General features: G+C 37.9%; 10 protein-coding genes. 3 read left to right on the top strand and 7 right to left on the bottom strand.

The features are described from left to right. Positions 1–2: 2 nt before the first annotated feature. From zmpA to rexB, 4 genes are all read right to left on the bottom strand, one after another. Positions 3–6,506 (bottom strand): zinc metalloprotease A, encoded by a 6,504-nt coding sequence (zmpA, locus tag QZ114_RS09705; RefSeq protein WP_295502690.1) that lies wholly within the window; start codon positions 6,504–6,506, stop codon positions 3–5. A gap of 239 nt (positions 6,507–6,745) precedes the next feature. Beyond that, positions 6,746–7,924, bottom strand: coding sequence for a hypothetical protein (locus QZ114_RS09700; protein WP_295502687.1), 1,179 nt, complete (start codon positions 7,922–7,924; stop codon positions 6,746–6,748). Between the two features lie 17 nt (positions 7,925–7,941). Then, positions 7,942–11,592, bottom strand: coding sequence for a helicase-exonuclease AddAB subunit AddA (gene addA / locus QZ114_RS09695; protein ID WP_295502685.1), 3,651 nt, complete (start codon positions 11,590–11,592; stop codon positions 7,942–7,944). Then, positions 11,589–14,864 carry an ATP-dependent nuclease subunit B gene (gene rexB, locus QZ114_RS09690; protein WP_295502683.1) on the bottom strand — a complete coding sequence of 1,092 codons (3,276 nt, stop codon included), beginning with the start codon at positions 14,862–14,864 and terminating at the stop codon, positions 11,589–11,591. The genes addA and rexB overlap by 4 nt, the downstream gene beginning before the upstream one ends. A gap of 116 nt (positions 14,865–14,980) precedes the next feature. Here rexB and QZ114_RS09685 point away from each other — a divergent pair, with 116 nt between their 5' ends. From QZ114_RS09685 to QZ114_RS09675, 3 genes are all read left to right on the top strand, one after another. Further along, a complete protein-coding gene (locus tag QZ114_RS09685) occupies positions 14,981–15,790 on the top strand; it encodes a Cof-type HAD-IIB family hydrolase (RefSeq protein WP_295502681.1) in 810 nt (269 codons plus the stop codon). Positions 15,791–15,931: 141 nt separating this feature from the next. Continuing rightward, positions 15,932–16,840, top strand: a complete 909-nt coding sequence (locus QZ114_RS09680) for an ATP-binding cassette domain-containing protein (RefSeq protein ID WP_261275021.1) — start codon at positions 15,932–15,934, stop codon at positions 16,838–16,840. Between the two features lie 10 nt (positions 16,841–16,850). Then, complete coding sequence (locus QZ114_RS09675) at positions 16,851–17,603, top strand: ABC transporter permease (protein ID WP_295502677.1); 753 nt, start codon at positions 16,851–16,853, stop codon at positions 17,601–17,603. Positions 17,604–17,641: 38 nt separating this feature from the next. On the opposite strand, the gene QZ114_RS09670 is transcribed toward QZ114_RS09675, so the two are convergent. The 3 genes from QZ114_RS09670 to aguB form a co-directional block, all read right to left on the bottom strand. Further along, positions 17,642–18,520: a sensor histidine kinase KdpD gene (locus tag QZ114_RS09670; protein ID WP_295502675.1), complete on the bottom strand. Its 879-nt coding sequence runs from the start codon at positions 18,518–18,520 to the stop codon at positions 17,642–17,644. Continuing rightward, a complete protein-coding gene (locus tag QZ114_RS09665; protein WP_295502673.1) occupies positions 18,517–19,218 on the bottom strand; it encodes a response regulator transcription factor in 702 nt (233 codons plus the stop codon). The genes QZ114_RS09670 and QZ114_RS09665 overlap by 4 nt, the downstream gene beginning before the upstream one ends. Before the next feature lie 190 nt (positions 19,219–19,408). Further along, the gene (gene aguB / locus QZ114_RS09660; protein WP_295502671.1) at positions 19,409–20,284 is read right to left on the bottom strand and encodes an N-carbamoylputrescine amidase; all 876 of its coding nucleotides are present in this window, start codon (positions 20,282–20,284) and stop codon (positions 19,409–19,411) included. Between the last annotated feature and the right edge of the window lie 4 nt (positions 20,285–20,288).

Here is a 20,288-nt window from a genome sequence, read left to right as displayed (position 1 = left end):
CACTATTTTTTATTCTCAAAAATTGAACTTCTAAAATCATTCGTTTGATCGAGATAAGCTTTAAAGATTGCTTGTTTAAGTTTATGAACTCTATTATGTTCAAGATACATTTTCGCTAAATCATCCTCTGCATCAGCATTAACAGCATCAGTTATCATTTTACGAAGCATATCAATATTAGTTATTGTCACCTTGCTATTTCTTGAGAAACTTACATTTGGATTATAAAAGCTAATACTTATTAGATTATTAAACTTAGCTTTTCGTTCTTCATACATTGCTTTTTTAAATTCAACCCAAGATGAGTAACGATTATTAAATACTTTCTTAAGCACTAAATCATCAGTTACATTACCGACTTTTTTACCATATGATGTAATAACGTCACCATTTGCTTTTGCTTCTTCTGCGAATTGATTAGAAATATATGGTACCATTCCATCTTTAAATCCTTTTGCAGCTAACAACTCGAACGCCATACGACGTCCCATTAAATCACCCGGTGTTCCTTTATTATTACTTAAAGCTGAATATATTGGTGAAAATAGTTTAATTGTATAATAGCCATTTCGTTTAAAGGTATTATCATTGTCATTTTCGTATCCTCTTCTTGTAATAACATCATTTTCTATTAGACTATCAAATGAATTTAACTTATTAAGCTCTTCAGCTGTTAAATAACGAACAATATTAGTTGCATATACTTTACTTCCGTCTGGATCCGTTTCAAATTTATTTTCTATTTTTCTCAACAACTCATTTTTCTTAGAAATATCTAAGTTAACAACAGCATTACCTTCTAGATATTCTAGCATATAAATTACATCAAACAGATTATGCATATATGTTTGTAAGTCTTCTGCATTTTTAAATCGTTCTGTAGGATCTTTCACCTGAAGTCTAGTTGGATTTTCTGCTTCTTCATACTTCAATATAGAGTTAATCGTAATAGTAGGATCGTATGGATGATCAGGAGCTTGCAACAATCCTTTAGCATAAAACTCTGGTCCAAGTCCATTTCGTCTTCCATATCCTCCAAGATAAATTTCTCTATCAGAGTTATGCGTCATTTCGTGTGTATAAGTTACCGCACCATCTTTATCAAGCATACGATATGCCATATAGTAGAATGCATCCCCCGTAGCGTATGCTCCATTAGCATTATGAACAACATTATTTCCTGCTGGACCAAAGAAATGTTTTATTGCTGGATGATCAGTTTCAAAAGTAGCTTGGTATGTATCTTTATCTTCTTTTTCATCTGTACCAAATCTAAATGCATCATAGACTAGAACACTTCTATATAATTTTTCTTTATTTTTATCATCTAGTATTTTATACCAGTAATCATAGTGATCTCTAAATCTAACAGCCGCTTCTTTTGCTTTTGTCTCAACATAGTCATTTAAATTAGTTCCTGCTGGATGTTCTTTACTTCTATATCTATCATAAGCACCGAAACCTATTGTTGAAATGTTGGCTATAATAAACACCGATTTTTCAGGTAATGTTAATAGCGGCAAGACCATACTTGGATATTTCCATGATGGGCTAGTTAATCTATCATAAATCCCTATAGATTGCGGAGTGCCTGCTTTTGATTGTTTATCACTTACCTCTTTAATCGTAGATTTTTCTTCTACAATATAGGCTTTAGTTTGTTCTTTAAACCACTCGTTATTTGTTTTATCTGGTACAAAAGCTTTTCTATATTTTTCTAATGCATCAAATAAATTAGTAGTTTTATAATTTTTTGCTAATAAAACATTATAAGTTATAACATTATTTTTCGCTAGTAAATTATTAAATCCAGATTTACCTAACTCTATAACATTATCTAAAGCTGAACTATTTGATTTACCGAAGAAATCCAAGTGATACATAACTAAATCTTTTGCTTTTGTTTCACCATATTTGAAATTGTACCAACGCTCTAAGTATGTTAATCCTAGAAGTAAAGCTTCTTTATTATTTTTAATTTTCTCGATTACATAATTATCTATTACCTTATTGTTATTTTCCGCTATTACAGCATCTGCAGTAAGAAGTTTTGTCAAACTATCTTTCAAATTAGTTTTTGTAGTATTGAACTGTTCTTCTAAATATAACTCCGTTAAGCTAACATCATTAGAAACATCTAATACTTTTCTTATTGCCTCTGATTTATATTCTACATTATTTAATGCTGGTAATACTTTTTCCAAAATATTATCATAATTGCGAAGTAATGTATTCGGTGTATAAATTAAATTTGTATTGCCTATTCTATACTCTGCTACACTTGAAAAATCACTTTGATATTCTAGATTTTTAATCTCTGTTGTATTATCCGCGTAATATAGTAATAGTTTATTTATACTTTCTTTATTTTTGTTAATATCACTAATTACTTCTTTATCTTTCATAGGAACTACTGATAATAATTCCTTATTATAAAGATTACTACTTGACTCTACTAAATTTCCGTACTTAACTATTGTTTCTCTATTATAAAATGGTAATAGTTTTTCTATATTTTTATATACTTTTTCTTTAGATGAAACGGCATTTTCAAGATTTCTATAGTCAGTTACATATCTAGAAGAGAAATTAAAGTCTTCTGTTTTAATAGTATTTTTAGTAACAAAAGCAGATTTTTTCTCTTTAATCTGTGCATCTTCTAATACTTCTCCTCTTTGAACAGTAGAATCCTTAGTTAAGATTTCATCATCTTCTGCTACTACGTTCACAACCTTATTATTTTTATTACTATATACATGACTTGCTTGCATGTTAGTGAAATCTTTTCCAGTTATTGCATTACCGTTCGTAACATTAACGTCGCTTAGTACATTAGAAAGTCGACCAGATTTTTCTAATCCTCCGACTGGATCCCAAAGATTACCAACTACTCCACCTACATTTGCAAAACGTTGAACATTATTAAGATTTCCTTCAGCGTAGCTATTACTAATTAACGCACTATCTTCTGCTGCACCAACTATTCCGCCAATAGATTGATCCCCTTTAGTTGCGTTTGATGATAAATCAATTGATGCGATCGACTTCTCTATTAATCCCCTTGAACCAGAAAGTTTACCAACTAAACCTCCAATTTGATAAGCTGAATTTGTTTCATAAGTATTAGTAATTCTTCCTGTAAAGCTACTATTTGAAATTCTAGAATTCTCTACTTGTGATACTAAACCTCCTATTCCATGTTCACCAGCAATTGCTCCATCAGCATGAACATTACTAATTACAGTTCCATTTCTCGCTTCTTTCGCTACTGTTGCAGCATCTTCTTTTGCTGAAATATTAGCATCTTTTAGTGAAAGATTTTGTACTGTAGCACCATTTAATCTCCCAAACAATGGTTTTTTCAAATTATAAATAGCATAATATTTCTCATTATTTGTTCCTACTAACTTTCCATGGAATTCCTTTTTCACATAACTTTCTTGATTATCCGAAAGTTCAACTTCACGAGCATCCATAGTTGCCCCTAAACGGAATGTACCATTAGGATCGCTATTCATTGCATCGACTAAATTTTTAAATGATGTATATACTTCAGTTTCACTTTGCTGAGTTTTTGGTAAATAGTATGTATAATTTTCTAGTACATTATTATTTTCATGCTGTATCAGATTATTTGCACTTGCTACTATTTTATAAACAGCTCTATTATCTTTATTATCATTAGTAATGTTTTTAACTGGAAGCATCACGTCTTTAAAGTTCTCTGATTTTACTTTCATGAAGTAATTTTGTGGGTCATTTGGCACAGAATCAAGTGAAGTTACATGACGATACTTATCACCTTCTTTAGAATATAGTTCAACAGAAGATATATTTCTAAGTTCTAATTTCTTATTAACATCTTCTTCTTTAACATCATCTTTTTTCTCATCTTTATGACGTTCTAGTGCATCATATGTCGGAGTAATTTCATTCCCTGCGATAATACTCTTAATCCAAGCTAATTGTGTAGGAGATAAAATCAATCCACCTGAGCGATTTTGTGCTCCATTTTGGTGTACACCAATGACTTCACCATTAGCATTAAATATTCCTCCACCACTCATACCAGGATTTCCGCCTTGATATTGGACACCGTAGGTATTATTCGCATATTTTTGTTCCATTTCTACCGTAGTATCTTTTAAGTGCGTATATTTCCCACCTGGATATCCATGAACATTAAGTTTGTCATAAACATTTACTTTCGAATAATTTTCTACTAGATTTACATGTTTTCTTTCTAAAGATTGTGGTAATTTAATCACTGCTAAATCATAGATAAATCCTTTTGGATAATCTTTTTGATTATAAAAATGAATATCATTAGCGGTAAATGTTCCTTTTTGTCCGTCAGGAGTCACCCACTCATATTCGTTTTTAGATTTATCACCTCTAAATTCACCCGTAGTATTATCAGTAGAATTATGAATGAAATTATGAGCGACTGTTAAAAGTACATTTGGTGCAATAAAAGTCGCTGATCCCACTCCAGTTCCCCTTGACGAATCTGTAATGAAGGTCATATTAATTAATGCACTAGATTTTTTCTGAATACTCATTTCTTCTGGTGTATTAGTATTTTCATTATTTGGCTTAGGCTCTTCTGTACTTGGCTGTTCAATACTTCCAGAATACTCTCTAGTTGGTTCTACTTTCTCAGGCTCTACTATCGCTCCGGCTTGCACTCCTGTATATTCTCTCGGAGCTTCCACTTTCTCTGGTTCTTCTATTGCTCCAGCTTGTACCCCTGTATATTCTCTTGGGGCTTCTACTTTTTCTGGTTCTTCGATTGCTCCAGCTTGCACTCCTGTATATTCTCTTGGGGCTTCTACTTTCTCTGGTTCTACTAGTGCTCCAGCTTGTACTCCTGTATATTCTCCTGGCGATTCTACTTTCTCTGGTTCTACTAGTGCTCCAGCTTGTACTCCTGTATATTCTCTTGGGGCTTCTACTTTTTCTGGTTCTTCGATTGCTCCAGCTTGCACTCCTGTATATTCTGGCAGTGGAACTACCTGCTCTGGTTCCACTATAGCCCCCGATTGGACACCCACATATTCAGGTTCAACTGTTTCTGGTTCTACTATGGCTCCAGCCTGAACTCCTGTATATTCTCTTGGGGCTTCCACTTTCTCTGGTTCTGCTAAGGCTCCAGCCTGTACTCCAGTATATTCAGGTTTCTCCATTTTTGCTGCTTCTACTAATGCTCCGGCTTGTACCCCTGTGTATTCTGATAGTGGGGCAGACTGTTCTGGTTTAACAATAGCTCCAGCCTGTACTTCCCCATGTTCTGCACTAGTCTCAGGTTGTTCCTTCATTACTTGAGCTTTTTTAGTACCTTTTTCGACTATTCTTAAAACAGGCGCAGTCGTTGAAGTTGAAACGATTTCTCTAGAAACTTCTTCCTTGTTTACAGAGAATATTCTGACGACTTCAACTTTCTTACCTAACTTACCTTCTTGTTTTACGCTTACAGTTCCTTCAGCTAAATTAGGATTTTCTTGAATTTCTTCTTGAAAATCTATTTTTGTTTCTATAGTTTCCTCGCGATATAGGAGTTCAGGTTTGTTCAACTGGCCTGATAGAACTTCATCTTGTGGATTTAGTGTATTTACCCCAGTCTTTTCTTTTGGAGAAACCTTCTCGTCTTTCTTCGTCTCTAGATTCTTGTGTTCGGCTAATTGTGCTTGAGAATCTGAAGATTGTTTCTCTTCTTTTCTTGGATTCGTTAATTCTGTAGAAAGAGGTTTTTCAACTACTTGAACTTCTGTCGGCTTAGTTGAAGAAACAGGTGTTTGTTCCTGAATAGCTTGTACTGTTGATGGATTTTCTACAAAATTTGGTGTAACATTATAACCTACCTTTTGTTGATTTTTGGGAGTAGCTACTGATTTCTCTTGATTGCTTACTTTAGATTCAGAAGTTATTTTTCCCTCTTTGATATATCCAATATAAGTGTAACCTGAAATCTCTTTAGGAAGAGGTAATTTCTCTCCTGAAGTTAATTCATAGTCAGTATTGTAATTCAGTAAGAGATTATTTTCTAAAGCATGAGCTGAAACTAAGACACCATTTCCTATTCCTGCAACCAATACTAAATGTAATACTGTTTTATTCTTAACTTTTTTCTTAGAAACGGCAAAAATTAAAATTCCCAGAGCAGCTAAGCTAGCACCAGCAACTAGGGTTTGCATATCATTCTTGCTTCCAGTATTTGGTAATTCTCCCAGTTGATTTTGGTAATTCAATTTATAAACAAGATAATAAGTCTCATCATCATTCTCCACGTATGTCGGAATATCATAGACAAGCTGCTTCTTTTCATCTGATGATAGCTCTGACTCTGTCACATATTTATAGTGAACACCTTTAGTCTCTTGAGCCTCTACAGATGAACTACCTAATACAGACATAAAAAATAAACTTGAAATCGTTGCAGATACAAGTCCTACTGATAATTTTCTAAATGAAAAACGCTCTTGTTTTTCACCAAAATACTTTTCCATTATTCCTCCTTGAGATAAAATTTAAAAATATGCAAGATAAAATTTATTATGTTAGCTTGTTATCTTATAAAAATGTAATACACTTTAATTATACTCTTAATTTACAAAAAAGTCTTAAAATCGAGTTGCGCTTTCATGCTTAGTTTTACATGTAAAATACGAATGAGCAGGGTTTGCCATTTCTTATATTTTTTTGGATAAAATATAACCTACCATGAAATTTCCACGGTAGGTGTTACTTATATAACTAATCGTTCTAAAAATGGTTTGAGACAGTTGGTTAAAATACCTTCTATCCAAACTGTTTGTGCAGATGATAAATGTTCTGCTTCTAAGCATTCTTTTAGAAAATCTCGGACTTTTTCAGGTGTGATTTCAAATTCAAATGCCTTCATCTTGTAGAAAAAGTCAATGACTTGTTCAGAGAGGAAGTTCTGTGAAAAGGGAATGTGACCTGTTTTACGGTATTCTAGCAGAAGCCGTGAAAAGCGGGCTTTTTCATTAGGGATATCCTTGAAATAAGAATTAAGAATCCATATCTGCTTTTGTTTTCTCTCGATTGGGTCTTGATTAGCAATTTTCTGGTCTTTTGCTAACTCATTTTGGTATTGTTTGGACTTTAGAGCTCGCTCTGTTCTATTTTTTCCAAAGAGAATTTTCTCCCAATTCCGTTCTTCTTTGGTTAGGGCTTCTGTGAATCCAAAATAGTCCTGATAGGCCCGTTCTGCTGGCCCCATGGCTAGAACGAGATTGTCAGCGTATTGCTTGGCAATCTTATCTCGTTTTTTTCGTTCTTTTTCTGCCCGAATCCGCAAATCTTGCTCGTAGTCGATCTTTTCCTTGCCTAGCTTGACAAGGTAGAGGTTATCATCTGATTTTCCAAGTAAAAAGGGCTTAATACACTTTTCTAGGACTTCTTCCATACGAGATTTTTTCTTTGGTTCTGCCTTGCTCCAACTTCCACCTCTAAATACTTCTAGAAATAGTTCATAATCTCTTTCTGGAGTAAATTGATTGCCTCGATTGGCTTTAAAAACGCCTTTTTTCCATAACCAGTCTAAAAGACGCTCGTCAAAATCCGTCTTATTAACCTTGATGATTTCTTTCTTTTGTGCTTTTCTAGTTAGGCTTTCAATTTTTCTGAGCAGTTTTTCTTCTTCTTCGAGTTGTTGGTCTAGGTTGAGCTTCTTAAAATGCCTGACGCAGTCACTACCGATAGGAAATAGTCGCTGCCCTGTCACTCCGTTAAAGAGTTCATAGGCATATTTTATGGCGTTTCCACAAATGCAATTGCTTCGACCAATTCCATTAAAAATCAAGGAAACTTCACTCCATTCCTTGGTAGCTTGTTCCCAAGTATCAGACTTTGAAGCCTGTAAAACAGCGTCATGCAGGGATTTTCTAACTGGAAGTGTCATGAGGTCTCCTTTCTAGATTAGACTTTTACAACTTGAATTTCTTCTTTACCGAGTAAAATCAAGTATTTCTCAATATGTTCAATCGAATAGGCTCGAGATAAAGCCTCTCCGTATAGCGCTAACTGACCACGATAGCGATCTATGAGTTGACTTGGTTCATCATAGCGGTCTGTCTTGTAGTCAAAGAGGACAATGCGGTCATCATATACTAAATAACCATCCAAAATCCCACGAACTACAAAATTTTCTTGACTTTTATGGTCTCGTTTTAACATGGAGAAGGGTTGTTCTCGATGGAGATTATCTGTGTTCGCCAGAATTTCCTTACCAAGTGCTGTGTCAAAGAATGCAAGAATTTTAGCAAGGTTGATTTTTTCTTTAACAGCAGGGCTTGTTTGGACCTGTTTGAGGGTTTCAGTCAATCTAGCAAGTGTCGGTTTCTGGCTGAGATCTATTCGCTGCATGAGTTCATGGGTAGCACTACCAATCTGGGCACCTGTAACCTTGTCTTTCTTAGAAAAATCGGGTACTTCAAAGCTGATTTTTTTGTCTCTTGTTCGGCTTTGATTTGCGATTTCAACACCTTCCATATCCATAACAGGTTCGTAAAATTTTTTAAGTTGACTTGGGGTTTGAACACTGGGGAGTTTAATCGTTGCTCCATGTAAGACATTATAGACCTCTACCTCTCTCAGCATTTCTAAAGCTTCTTTGATGGTCTCTGATTGACGGTTGTTTGCTTGAGAGCTTTCCTGAAGTGGCGTATTGGTTTGTAATACTCCGATAGCTTCTTTGGTCAGTTCTTCTTCTCCTAGAAAGCGATAGCTAAAGTTTAAAGAATCCTTGGCAAATACCTTGCTGATAGCCCAAATCCAGCTCTGGAAATTTTTGGCTTGGAGTCTGATTTGGCTAGCAAGGCGTCCATTAACAGGGGCTGGATATTCTTCATCTTCCAGGTTTTTGCTTGTTCCCTTGCCAATTAAGTAGACTTTTTTCTCTGCCCTCGTCATGGCAACATAGAGCAAGCGCATTTGCTCGGAATAGCTGGCTAGTTTTAATTCTTCTTCATTTTGGCTATAAGTCAAGCTAGGAATGGAAAGCTTGATGGTCTTTGGATAATAGTCTTCTACTGCTCCTGTCTCAATCTTGGCAATGTATTTGACACCCAGACCATTTTTACGACTAAGAATGACCTCTGACATGCTATCTTGTTTGTTAAAGGCTTGATCCAAGTTGAGGATAAAGACATAGGGAAATTCTAAGCCCTTGCTTTTGTGAATGGTCATGAGTTCTACTGCATCTTTTGGAGGAGCAACTGCAACACTGGCTAAATCATGCTGGGCTTCCAATACTTGATCAATCATACGTATAAAGCGTGATAAGCCCTTGAAATTGCTCTTTTCAAATTGGTCAGCCCTTAGGGCTAAAGCATAGAGATTAGCCTGTCTAGCTGCTCCATTTGGCAAGGCACCGACATAGTCATAATAAAAACGGTCCCTGTAGATTTTCCATATCAAATCGTAGAGCGAATGCGTTTTGGCGTAGAGGCGCCAGCTTTCCAAAAATTCTATAAAACGAGCTAGTTTTTCAGCTAACTGAGGAGTAATCAATTCTTTTTGATCTGAAACTTGTTTAGCTGCATTGAGCAATTTTTCATAGAGATTTTCTTTGATTTTATCTTCTGATTTTTGGAGAGACAAGCGTACCAATTCGTCCTCGTCAAAGTCAAACATAGGAGACTTCATGAGCGCTACAAGGGCATAGTCTTGTAAGGGATTGTGGATGACACGTAGGGTATCGAGCATGACCTGTACTTCTAGAGACTGGAGATAATTATTTTGCTCTCCGTCTGTTTTGACAGGTATGCCGTATTCCGATAGGGCTAGGAGAATTTGGTCATTGCGGCTACGGCTGGAGGTTAGAAGGGCTATTTCTTTGAAGGCTATACCTTTTTCTTGATGGAGGTTGAGAATCTCCTTAATGACTAGACGCATTTCACCACTTAGTTTGGTGTCAGCAAGGTTTTCTTCTTGCTCTGTCGACTCTTCCTTGTCGTATAATAAGAACTCAGCTTTGTTTTCTGGGTCGGGAGTGAGTGACGTATTGGCAAAGATAAGCTGATGCATGCTATCGTAGTCAATTTCCCCCACCTCTTTGTCCATGAGCCGTTCGAAGACATCGTTGGTTGCCGATAAAACCTCTGAACTACTCCGGAAGTTTTCTTTGAGAAGAATCAACTTGCCTTGATGAGAATCTTGAGCATATCCTTGGAATTTTTCATTGAAAATCTGAGGGTCTGCCTGACGAAAACGGTAAATGGACTGCTTGATATCACCTACCATAAAGCGATTATGACCATTAGATAGGAGTTCTAGCATCCTCTCTTGAATATGGTTGGTATCCTGATACTCATCGACCATAACTTCATGGAAACGCTCTTGATAAGCCTGTCTAACTTGAGGAAAATTCTCTAAAATTTCAATGGTATAATGGCTGATGTCTGAAAATTCAAAGGCATTTTCTTGGCGTTTTCTGAGGCCGTATGCCTCGACAAAATCCTCAATAAAAGTCTGGAAAGTTCGCGCTAGTTGCCAAGTCTCTTGGTGGTAGGATTCCTGATAGCTAAGAAGGTTGAGCTGATCAGATAGCTGTCCCAGTTTAACAAATTGAATCTTCCTCTCCTCATTATAAGCATCAGCAAGAGGTTTCAAATCAGTTTTTCGACTGGCATTGGCTAGAGCACGGCTGTTTTTCTCCTTTGAGATGGCTATCACGCGCACTAGCACAGCTTGGTAATCTTCTGTCGTGGACTGGTGGTTTAAAGAAGCAAGCTCATCCAGGACCAACTGAACAGTTTCAAGATAGGGTGCCTTGGGAAATTCCTTAGCATCATTATCCAAATGGTAGCGGAAAAAACTTTCTAAATCATAGAGAGCATCTTTGACTTGCTCTATTAGTTTCTCTTTTTCACTAGGAAAATCTGCCTCTTCAAATCCTTTCAGGAAAAAGTTCTTTAGCCAGTTTTGGGGATTGCTGGTCGATTGTAAAAAGTCATAGATTTTATAAACCTGCTGACGGAGTCCACGCTCATCCTTTCCACGACCTGCAAAATTTTTAAGCAAGTGACTGAAGGCTTCTTTTTCTTTTCCCTGGTAATGTTGCTCAAAAAGGTGATGAAAGACTTCGTTTTTTAAGATTAACTGTTCACTTTCATTTTGTAAAATACGGAAATTAGGCGCTATGTCAATTAGATAGCCGTGTTTGCCAAGGAATTTTTGGGTAAAGGAATCCATGGTTCCAATGGCAGCATTAGGCAGGTCTGCCAACTGCCGTCCCAAATGTTGTTTGAGATCCAAATCCTTGGTTTCTTGGATTTGCTGGCTGATTTTTTTCTCCAAACGTTCTTTTAATTCTGAGGCCGCTTTTACTGTAAAGGTTGAGATAAAGAGTTGACGAATTTCCACACCGCGCGCAAGTTGATCCAGAATCCGTTCAGCCATTACAAAGGTTTTTCCAGACCCAGCTGAAGCTGAAACCAGAATATTTTGACCAGAAGTGTAGATTGCTTCAATTTGCTCAGCCGTTCTCTTTTGTTTCTGGCTAGAACTCGCTTCTCTTTCTTGCAACTGTTTTATCTCTACATCTGTTAAAAAGGGAATGGACTTCATCGTTTCAACTCCTCTCTCATTTTTTTAAACCAGGCTTGTTTAAGTTTTTCTCCGACCAGCCGTTTGCCATCAGCTAAGTTCAACTTCTCTAGGAAGCGGGCTTGGCCCAAGTGATAATTGGCTTCAAAGCCAGTAATAGCTTGATGTTGTTGAACATACGGGGCAATACTTCTGCCATTTTCTGTATAAGGATTGATAGCAAATCGTCCTTCTAGAATTTTTTCAGCTGCTTTCTTGTAAAGATGGGCATTGTAGTCCAATAGGATTTGGAATTCTTCATCCGTCAGCTGGTTAGCCTTGTTTTTGTTGTAAAATTCGCCCAAATGACTGCTTTCCTTTTCTAAAAAGAGTCCTTGGTATTTCATAGACTTGTTGGCTTCTACTACTGCACCTGCCAGACTTTTGACGGCTAGTAAGGATTGGACAGGTTCTGCCATTTCCAAGTACATAGCACCGAAAAAGTGTTGCTCACCCTCTTTCTTAAGTGCTGCCAGATAAGTTGGCAGTTGGGAATTTAACCCATTAAAGAAATGGGGAAACTGAAACTGAGTTAGACTGGATTTGTAGTCTACTACTCCTATCGCCCCATCAGCTTTTAATTGGTCAATCCGATCCACTTTGCCTCGCACATAGACATTTCGTCCATTTTTAAGCTTAATAAAGGCTTGGTTTTTCCCACCAAAATTTGCTTCCTCTTGAATGGTTTCGATGGCTGGATTGTGCTCTAGGATATGGCCTGTCGTGCGAGCAACATCAAGGAGAACTTCCTTGGTAAATTGTGCTTCTAGGCTTTCTTGATAAATAGCTGCAAACTCTCTTTCTTGCCCTGTTTCTTGAATGGCATATTCCAAACGTCGGTCAAAGGAATCTTCGTCAGACAACTGCAAGGTACGTTCAAAAATGCGGTGCAAGAAATTCCCATGACTACGGGCATCAGGACGCAGACGTAATTCCTCTTGTAAGCCCAAGACATAACGGAGGAAATAGCTGTATTCATTGCGATAAAACTCAGTCAAACCAGAGGTAGACAAGTAAAACTCCTTATCAGCAGGATAGAGAGTTTGTAAAGTATCCTTGGCTAAGGGCTTGCTAGTTGGACTGGTTGGCAGGGCTTTGTTTTCCAAACCTTGCTGGTCCAGTTTTTTCCCCATGACACGTGCAAGAACAGTGACAAAGTTAAGGTCTTGGTCTATCTCATCTGCGTTAACTTCTTGATGATAAGCCACCAAACTAGACAAAAGACTGTGGTAAGAACCAATATCGTCCTTGGAAAGTGATTTGTGGTTGATTCTCTTTTCTTTCAAAGGAAAACCAAAGCTGACTAGCTCCTGAAGGTAGGCAGATTCTTTACTGGTAGTTTCATTTAGGAGTGTTGGAGCAGATACTATCAACTGCTTGCGTGCAGCATTGACCAGTGACAACATGGTATAGCGATTTTTCTTGAGATTCTCGCTACTTGCAATCAAAAGTTGAGAACTCTCGTCAGTCGCTTGATTTAAGATTTCACGTTCTTCATCCGTCAACAGACTGGTATTTTGAGCAATTTTAGGGAAATGATCCTGAGTGAGTCCAAGGGCATAGACAAAATCAGCAGTCAAAGGAGCAATCAAATCATAACTTTGTATGACAACCGTGTTCACTGTCGCTGGAATGGTGCGATACTGGGATAAATTCATTCCTGAATAAAGTAAGGCTAGAAAGTCTTCTAAACTAACCTGAGAATCAGCAAAGACAGTCGCAAATTGTTCTAAAATGTGGCAAAAAGCCTTCCAGACTTCTTCTTGTTTTCCTTGCTCTGCTTCTTCTAAATTTTCTGTTAACGCTTGCAGTTGCTTGCTGAGACAAGACCCCTTCAAAAAGACTGTCCATTTTTTAAGAAGATTTTCAGCCTTTTGTTTTCGGCTGGCAAAGAGAGTTTCAAGCGGTGTTAAAATACGCAGACGAAGGACATTCAAACCTTCCAAATCAAACTTTCCATGGTGGGATTTGGTGAAGGCTTGCTGAAAGGCTGGCAAGCCATTGATACCAAGATAGCGGATATATTGCTCAAAAGCATCAATATCAGCTTGACTAAGGTCGGTATACAGACCTGTTCTGAGGAGGTTAATCAAATCCTCCTGGCGGAAACGGTAGCGTTTCAAAGCCAAGATAGATTCGACAAACTGAGTCAAAGGATGGTGCGCCATGGATTCGCTTTTACCAAGATAGAAAGGAATCTGATACTGGTCAAAAATGGTCTTTAAAGACAACTGATAAGAAGCTACATCACCTAAAAGTATACGGAAATGCTTGTAACTAAGATCTGGATTTTCATGTAATTTCTGACGAATGCTACGGGCTACCAATTCCAACTCTTCTTTTTGCGTCAAGCAAGACCAGATTTGTAAGTTTTCACGATCCTCATCATCTATATTCAATGTTAATTCTGAAAAGTCATAAGACGACTCCAGCATACGAGATGCCTTGTTAAAACTATCCATCTTCTCATGAGTTTGAGAACAGTCCAGAGCAGGCGTTTGGTATTTAGAGGCTAGATGATGGAGAAACTCCACACTGGCTTGGTAGAGATTGCCCTCACTAAAAGGACTAGTATAAGCTTTTTTACTAGCATAAACCCCAATGACAATCTCAACTCCCTTGCCATGAAGTAAGTCCACAATCCGCTCTTCCTCGGCAGAAAAACGGGTAAATCCATCAATAACCAAGGCGATTTGACTAAAATCACTACTTACTTTGTCATTCTCAATAGCCTCAATCAAATGGGACAACTGACTTCCCTGAGCTAACAGGCCTTGACTGAGATAGGCCGTTACTTTCTCAAAAATCAAGAGCAAATCCGCTCGCTTATCCTCATCAGTCAAGCTTTCCAAGTCCAAAAAACTCATCTGAGCCTTGGTCATCTCGTGATAAAGTTCCATCAACTGCTGGATAAATTGAGGATCCTGCTTGATAGCTCCATAAACACGTAAATCCTTAGGATCAAGTTCTGTAAGGCATTTGTAAAAGACCATCCCAAGCCCAATGTCATCTAGACTGGTTTTAGCAGGCAAATCATTCAAGACCAGATAACGAGCCATCTGCGCAAAGCGCGTGACGGTAATCGCAAAAGAAGCCTGCTGGGACAAGCATTCCAGCACGGCACGTTCCTTTTCAAAAGAAAGAGAGTTAGGAGCGATATAGAAGATCCGCTTGCCAGCAGCAACTAGCTCTTCTGCCTCTCTAGTTAGAATTTCTGTCAAAGAAGTCCGAATATCAGTATAAAGTAATTTCATCTCTGCCTCGTTGCAATTTTCATTACCTTTTATTATACCATGATTAGCCCAAAGATTCCTCCTCCTTTCCTCTAAAATATGCTATAATAATACCAAAAGATAAAGAAGGAAAACCTATGATTAAACTACTAGCCTTGGATATGGACGGAACCCTCCTCAATGAAGCCAAGGAAATCCCACAAGCTCATATTACTGCTATTCACCAAGCCATTGAAAAAGGGGTCAAACTGGTTCTCTGTACGGGTCGCCCCCTTTTCGGCGTCCTCCCCTACTATAAAAAACTAGGGCTAGACCTCCAGAATGAGTATGTGATTGTTAACAACGGTTGTTCAACTCACCAGACAAGTGACTGGGGACTAGTTGACTGGCAAGAACTGAGTCCAGCAGATATCGAATACCTCTATGACCTAGCTGAAAAAAGTGAGGTTCAGTTGACACTTTTTGATGAGGAGCATTATTTTGTTCTCGGTGGTAAGCCTAATGAAATCATTCAAAATGATGCCGACCTAGTCTTTTCAGACCTGACTGAAATTTCCCTTGAGGAAGCTACCAGTGGTAAGTATCGCATGTTCCAAGGTATGTTTTTAGGTACAGAGGAGCAAACAGACGATTTTGAAGAGCGTTTTGCTACAGAACTCTGTCAACGATTTAGTGGCGTTCGTTCGCAGCCTGTCATTTATGAAGCCATGCCACTTGGAACGACAAAGGCTACCGCTCTTTCACGACTGGCAGAGATTCTGAAGATTGATTCCTCAGAAATCATGGCTATGGGTGATGCCAATAACGATATCGAAATGCTCCAGTTTGCAGGGCTTGGTGTTGCAATGGGAAATGCCAGCGATTATGTCAAATCCCTTGCGGATGCCGTTACAGCAAGCAACGAAGAAGACGGCGTTGCGCGTGCCATTGAGAAATATATTTTATAATTAAGAAGCCCAGTTCATGTCAACTGGGTTTTGATATTTAAGAATTCCTAAAACTTTAGAAACTCTTTAGAAATGCTTGAGCTTTATTTGATTTCTATGCTTTATACTAAAATTATCAAAATAAATTAAAAGGAGAGAATCATGAAAACAGTACTTGACATTCATGGATTGTCCAAAAACTTCGACAAACAAGCTATCCTTCAGGATCTTCATCTAACGATAAGAGAGGGAGATATTTATGGACTTATAGGGAAGAACGGAGCTGGGAAGACCACTTTGATAAAAATTATTACGCAACTACTCTTTGCGGATAAAGGAACAGTTTCCCTCTTCTCTAGCCATTCGGAAAATGAATGGAGCAAGTCTCTATCTCGAGTAGGTTCAGTTATCGAATCACCTGTAGCTCATAATCACTTAACAGCCTATCAAAACCTGAAATATTACTGTATGATTCGTCATATTCCAAATGCTGATCAAGTTATTCGAGAAACCCTGGACTATGTAGGTTTGGCAGATACAGGTAAGAAAGTCTTTCGAGATTTCTCGCTAGGAATGAAACAAAGACTTGGTATCGCCATTGCCCTCCTATCTAAACCAGACTTCCTGATCTTAGATGAACCTATCAACGGTCTCGACCCAATCGGTATCAAAGAATTTCGACTCATGATTCAACGGCTCAATCAAGAAAAAGGGATAACCATTCTCATCTCTAGCCATATCTTGTCAGAACTCTACCTCGTAGCTAATCGTTTTGGTATTTTAGATCAAGGCAAGATTATCCGTGAAATCAGCAAAGCTGAATTTGAAACACTAAGTGAGGATTATATTGTCCTTAAGACAGCTGATCAAGAGAAAGCTTGTCAAGTATTGAAAGAACAAATCCAGCTCCAGTTCAAGGTTGTTAATCCTGAAAACGAAATTCACATCTTTGGTCAGGAACAAGATGTCAAACAGATTCTCAAAGAATTAACCTTGGCAGATGTTGCCATTGACGAGATTTACTATGCCCGTCAAAACCTAGAAGAATACTTCACTCAATTGGTCCAATAGGAGGAAAATCATGATACATACCATTCAAGCAGACTTTTACCGTCTTTTCCGTTCCAAAGGATTCTGGATTACAGAATTCATTCTCTTTATACTCATGTTAATGGGGGCTGTTTTTGGGGCTACTGGTCAACTAATGGCAATCCAGACAGAAGAACCAGATATTCCAACCCAAGGTTGGAATGCTATACAAGCCCTGATCAACGCATCTAGTCAAGGTTCAAACCTCGTTTTTCTCTGTATCGTCCTAACTTGTCTAGTTTTAGGTGTTGATTTAATCGGCAAACTCTATAAAAATAATTTAACAGTGGGTATTTCTCGTACCGAGTTTTTCCTTGCCAAAGCCTTTGTATTGACTTGTATTGCACTTTTGCAACTCATCATCGGTCTTGTGATTGCCTTTATCCCAGCAACTATCTTAAATGGATTTGGAACTATGCCTGATGGCTTTATTGGCAATCTACTAGTAACCATTTCCCTTCAATTCCTTTGCCTCCTTGCTTGGCTTTCCATTGTTTCCTTCATCCTCTATGTTAGTCATTCTTATCTTGCGGTATTTATTGGTTATTTGGTCAGCTCTACCTTGCTTTCTATGCCAATGATCATTTTTCCAAATATCAAATTTTTACCATATTTGTCCTTGCAATTTTCCTATGCTATGACTGCTAATAGTGAATCCATTTTCTATACACTTATAGTTAGCTTAGCTGTTATTGTAATCTTTAATCTAAGTGGACTGGCAGTTTTCAAAAAGAAAAGTCTATAAAAAAGACCTCCTCTAGCCTACAGAGGAGGTTTCTTTCGTTAAAAGTAAATGAAAACCGACAACCACTGCCCATCTGTGCTTAGTTTCATCTCTGCACCGAGAAGATGGCATAATTCCTCAGTGATATAAAGTCCTAAACCAGAGGATTCTTCGGTGTCTGATAGATTTTCAGAATAAAAACGGTTGCTGAGATTTTCTATTTTTTTGATGGGTTGTTTGACAAGGTTTGCAATCTCTAAGACAAGCTGTTCCTTTTCCTTTCGCAAAGATAGCCGCGCTTCTTCCTTGCCATGCTTGAGGACATTTCCAAGCAGATTTTGTAAAATTCTATCCAGCAAGTCTTCATCAGTCCTCATTTTAAAACCAGCTTCAACCTTAAAATCAAGCGTGATATCTGCCGCCTGAAAAACATCATAATAAGCCAGAGTCTTTTTGGTGATAAAAGCTGAAAGATCCACTTCTTCCAGTTTTGGTTTGACAGCTCCTTCCATCAAACGACGGTATTCTAGGAGAGCCTCCAAACGTTTGGAAACTAAATCAAGATGCTGGGCTATTTTTTGTAGGGTTTCTGCTTTGTCTTCAGGAGACTTTATCAATTGTTGGGTGTAGCCTGACGCGATAGTCAGAGGTGTCCGAATATCATGGGCGATATTGCTGATGGCCATATCCAGAGTCTGCTTTTCCCTTTTCATCACCAACCGAGATTGTTCCACTTCCTGAAATAGATTCTCAATCTGCTGGTAGAGATGTAAAAAATGTTTGGAAAAAATGCTGACCCCTACTCTTTTCATACTACCTGTGAGAATCTTGTCTTCAATCTGTTGACTCAAGTTTTTAAGTGCTAGATGGTAGCGAATTAATAGAATCGATAAAATAATTAGAAGTATCAGTAGAACAAAGATTATCATGTAGGTCATTGCTTGTCTCCTTTTAATCTTACCCCAACGCCCCAGATGGTTTCAATATATTCTTGATTTGGGTCAAGCTGGTTTAATTTTTTACGAAGATTACTCAAATGCGTATTGAGAGTATTATCTCCAGGTAAGTAGCTATCCTCCCAGACCAATTCATAAAGTTCTTCCTTGGTGAAAATTTTCTTAGGATATTTAAGGAGAGTTTGGAGAATCAAGCATTCTTTCTTGGCAAGGCGAATCGTTTCCTGACTATTTTTGATTTCAAAACTTTCGGCATCAAACTGGATATTTTTCAAGTTTTGTGGCAGATTTTCAGTTTTTTCTATTTCCATAGGCTGTTTTTCTACGCTTTGGCGTAATTGAACAGTAACTCTGGCAAAGACTTCGTCCAAATCAAAAGGTTTGACTATGTAATCATTGGCACCGTCTAAGAGATATTGACTGATTAACTTCTTATCGCTCAAAGCTGTTAGCATAATGACTGGAGTTTGACTTTGTTCCCTGATGGCTTTTAAAACCTGATCCCCATTTTTCCCAGGAAGCATGATATCTAGCAAAACGAGGTCAATCCCCCCTTGGTCAAAACGCATGATGCCTTCTGTACCAGAAAAGGCTTGAATCACCTCATGCTCCTCAGTAAGAAGTGTTCGTAAAATCTCTTGAATGTCACTATTGTCTTCAATAACCAATATCCTAGCCATAAATACCAACCTTTCTGCAACTATTATAGCATGTTTTATTGATAAAGCTTAAACAGAAAAGCTCCTCGCATCAAAGCGCGAGAAAGCCTTAGAGGGTTAAAATATAAAATCCACTTGCTAGATGACCTAGCATCCCTATAATTGCTAGTGAAAACGAGTCTAGCAGAATGAATCTCTCATTTCTCCCCTACTAGTCCGTAATGCGTTGATACATTTCGGGTCTTCTATCTCGAAACAGTCCCCAGTTTAGGCGCTCGCTTGCTCCCTTATCTAGGTCATAAGTTGCTAAGAGAACAGCTTCTTCTTGTCTTTCAGCTCGTTCTAGAATAGCTCCTGTTTCATCCGTCATAAAGGAGGAACCGTAGAAGTCAAGACTGGAACTCTGTCCACCATTTTCCTCACTTGAAGTGACTTCTTCAAAGCCATAGCGGTTGGCTGCAATGACTGGAACAATATTAGCTGCTGCGTGTCCTTGCATGGTACGTTGCCAATGACCACAACTGTCCGTATCTAGGATAGGCTCAGAGCCAATAGCAGTTGGATAAAAGAGCAATTCTGCCCCATTTAATGCGAGACAACGGGCTGTTTCAGGGAACCATTGATCCCAACAGATACCGATCCCAATCTTAGCATAGCGAGTATCCCAGACCTTGAAACCTGTATTGCCAGGCGTGAAATAGAATTTTTCTTGATAGTAATGGTCATCTGGTATGTGGGTCTTTCGATAAACGCCCAGCACTTCCCCATCTGCATCAATGACGGCAATAGAGTTATACAAGACATTGCCATCTTTTTCATAGAAACTGATCGGTAAAACAACTTGTAGTTCCTTAGCAATCACCTTAAAATGCTGAATGGCAGTATTTTCTGCTACAGATTGGGCATGCTGGTAGTAGTCATACTGACGTTCCTGACAAAAGTATGGACGTTCAAACAACTCCGGTAAAAGAATAATTTGTGCGCCTTGTTCTGCAGCCTGACGTACTAAACGCTCTGCTGTTTGAATATTTGTTTCCACATCCTTGGCACATTGCATCTGAATGGCTGAAACTTTTACATTTCTCATCTTT

Origin of the sequence: uncultured Streptococcus sp. (genome assembly GCF_901875575.1) — a bacterium.
GTDB lineage: Bacteria > Bacillota > Bacilli > Lactobacillales > Streptococcaceae > Streptococcus.
This window is presented reverse-complemented; position numbering and strand designations above follow the sequence as displayed.

What these genes read in the sequence shown, in the direction of transcription:
- rexB (WP_295502683.1), bottom strand. Translation starts at nt 14,864, where the DNA reads ATGAAATTACTTTATACTGATATTCGGACTTCTTTGACAGAAATTCTA.
- zmpA (WP_295502690.1), bottom strand. Translation starts at nt 6,506, where the DNA reads ATGGAAAAGTATTTTGGTGAAAAACAAGAGCGTTTTTCATTTAGAAAA.
- QZ114_RS09680 (WP_261275021.1), top strand. Translation starts at nt 15,932, where the DNA reads ATGAAAACAGTACTTGACATTCATGGATTGTCCAAAAACTTCGACAAA.
- QZ114_RS09675 (WP_295502677.1), top strand. Translation starts at nt 16,851, where the DNA reads ATGATACATACCATTCAAGCAGACTTTTACCGTCTTTTCCGTTCCAAA.
- QZ114_RS09665 (WP_295502673.1), bottom strand. Translation starts at nt 19,218, where the DNA reads ATGGCTAGGATATTGGTTATTGAAGACAATAGTGACATTCAAGAGATT.
- aguB (WP_295502671.1), bottom strand. Translation starts at nt 20,284, where the DNA reads ATGAGAAATGTAAAAGTTTCAGCCATTCAGATGCAATGTGCCAAGGAT.
- QZ114_RS09700 (WP_295502687.1), bottom strand. Translation starts at nt 7,924, where the DNA reads ATGACACTTCCAGTTAGAAAATCCCTGCATGACGCTGTTTTACAGGCT.
- QZ114_RS09670 (WP_295502675.1), bottom strand. Translation starts at nt 18,520, where the DNA reads ATGACCTACATGATAATCTTTGTTCTACTGATACTTCTAATTATTTTA.
- addA (WP_295502685.1), bottom strand. Translation starts at nt 11,592, where the DNA reads ATGAAGTCCATTCCCTTTTTAACAGATGTAGAGATAAAACAGTTGCAA.
- QZ114_RS09685 (WP_295502681.1), top strand. Translation starts at nt 14,981, where the DNA reads ATGATTAAACTACTAGCCTTGGATATGGACGGAACCCTCCTCAATGAA.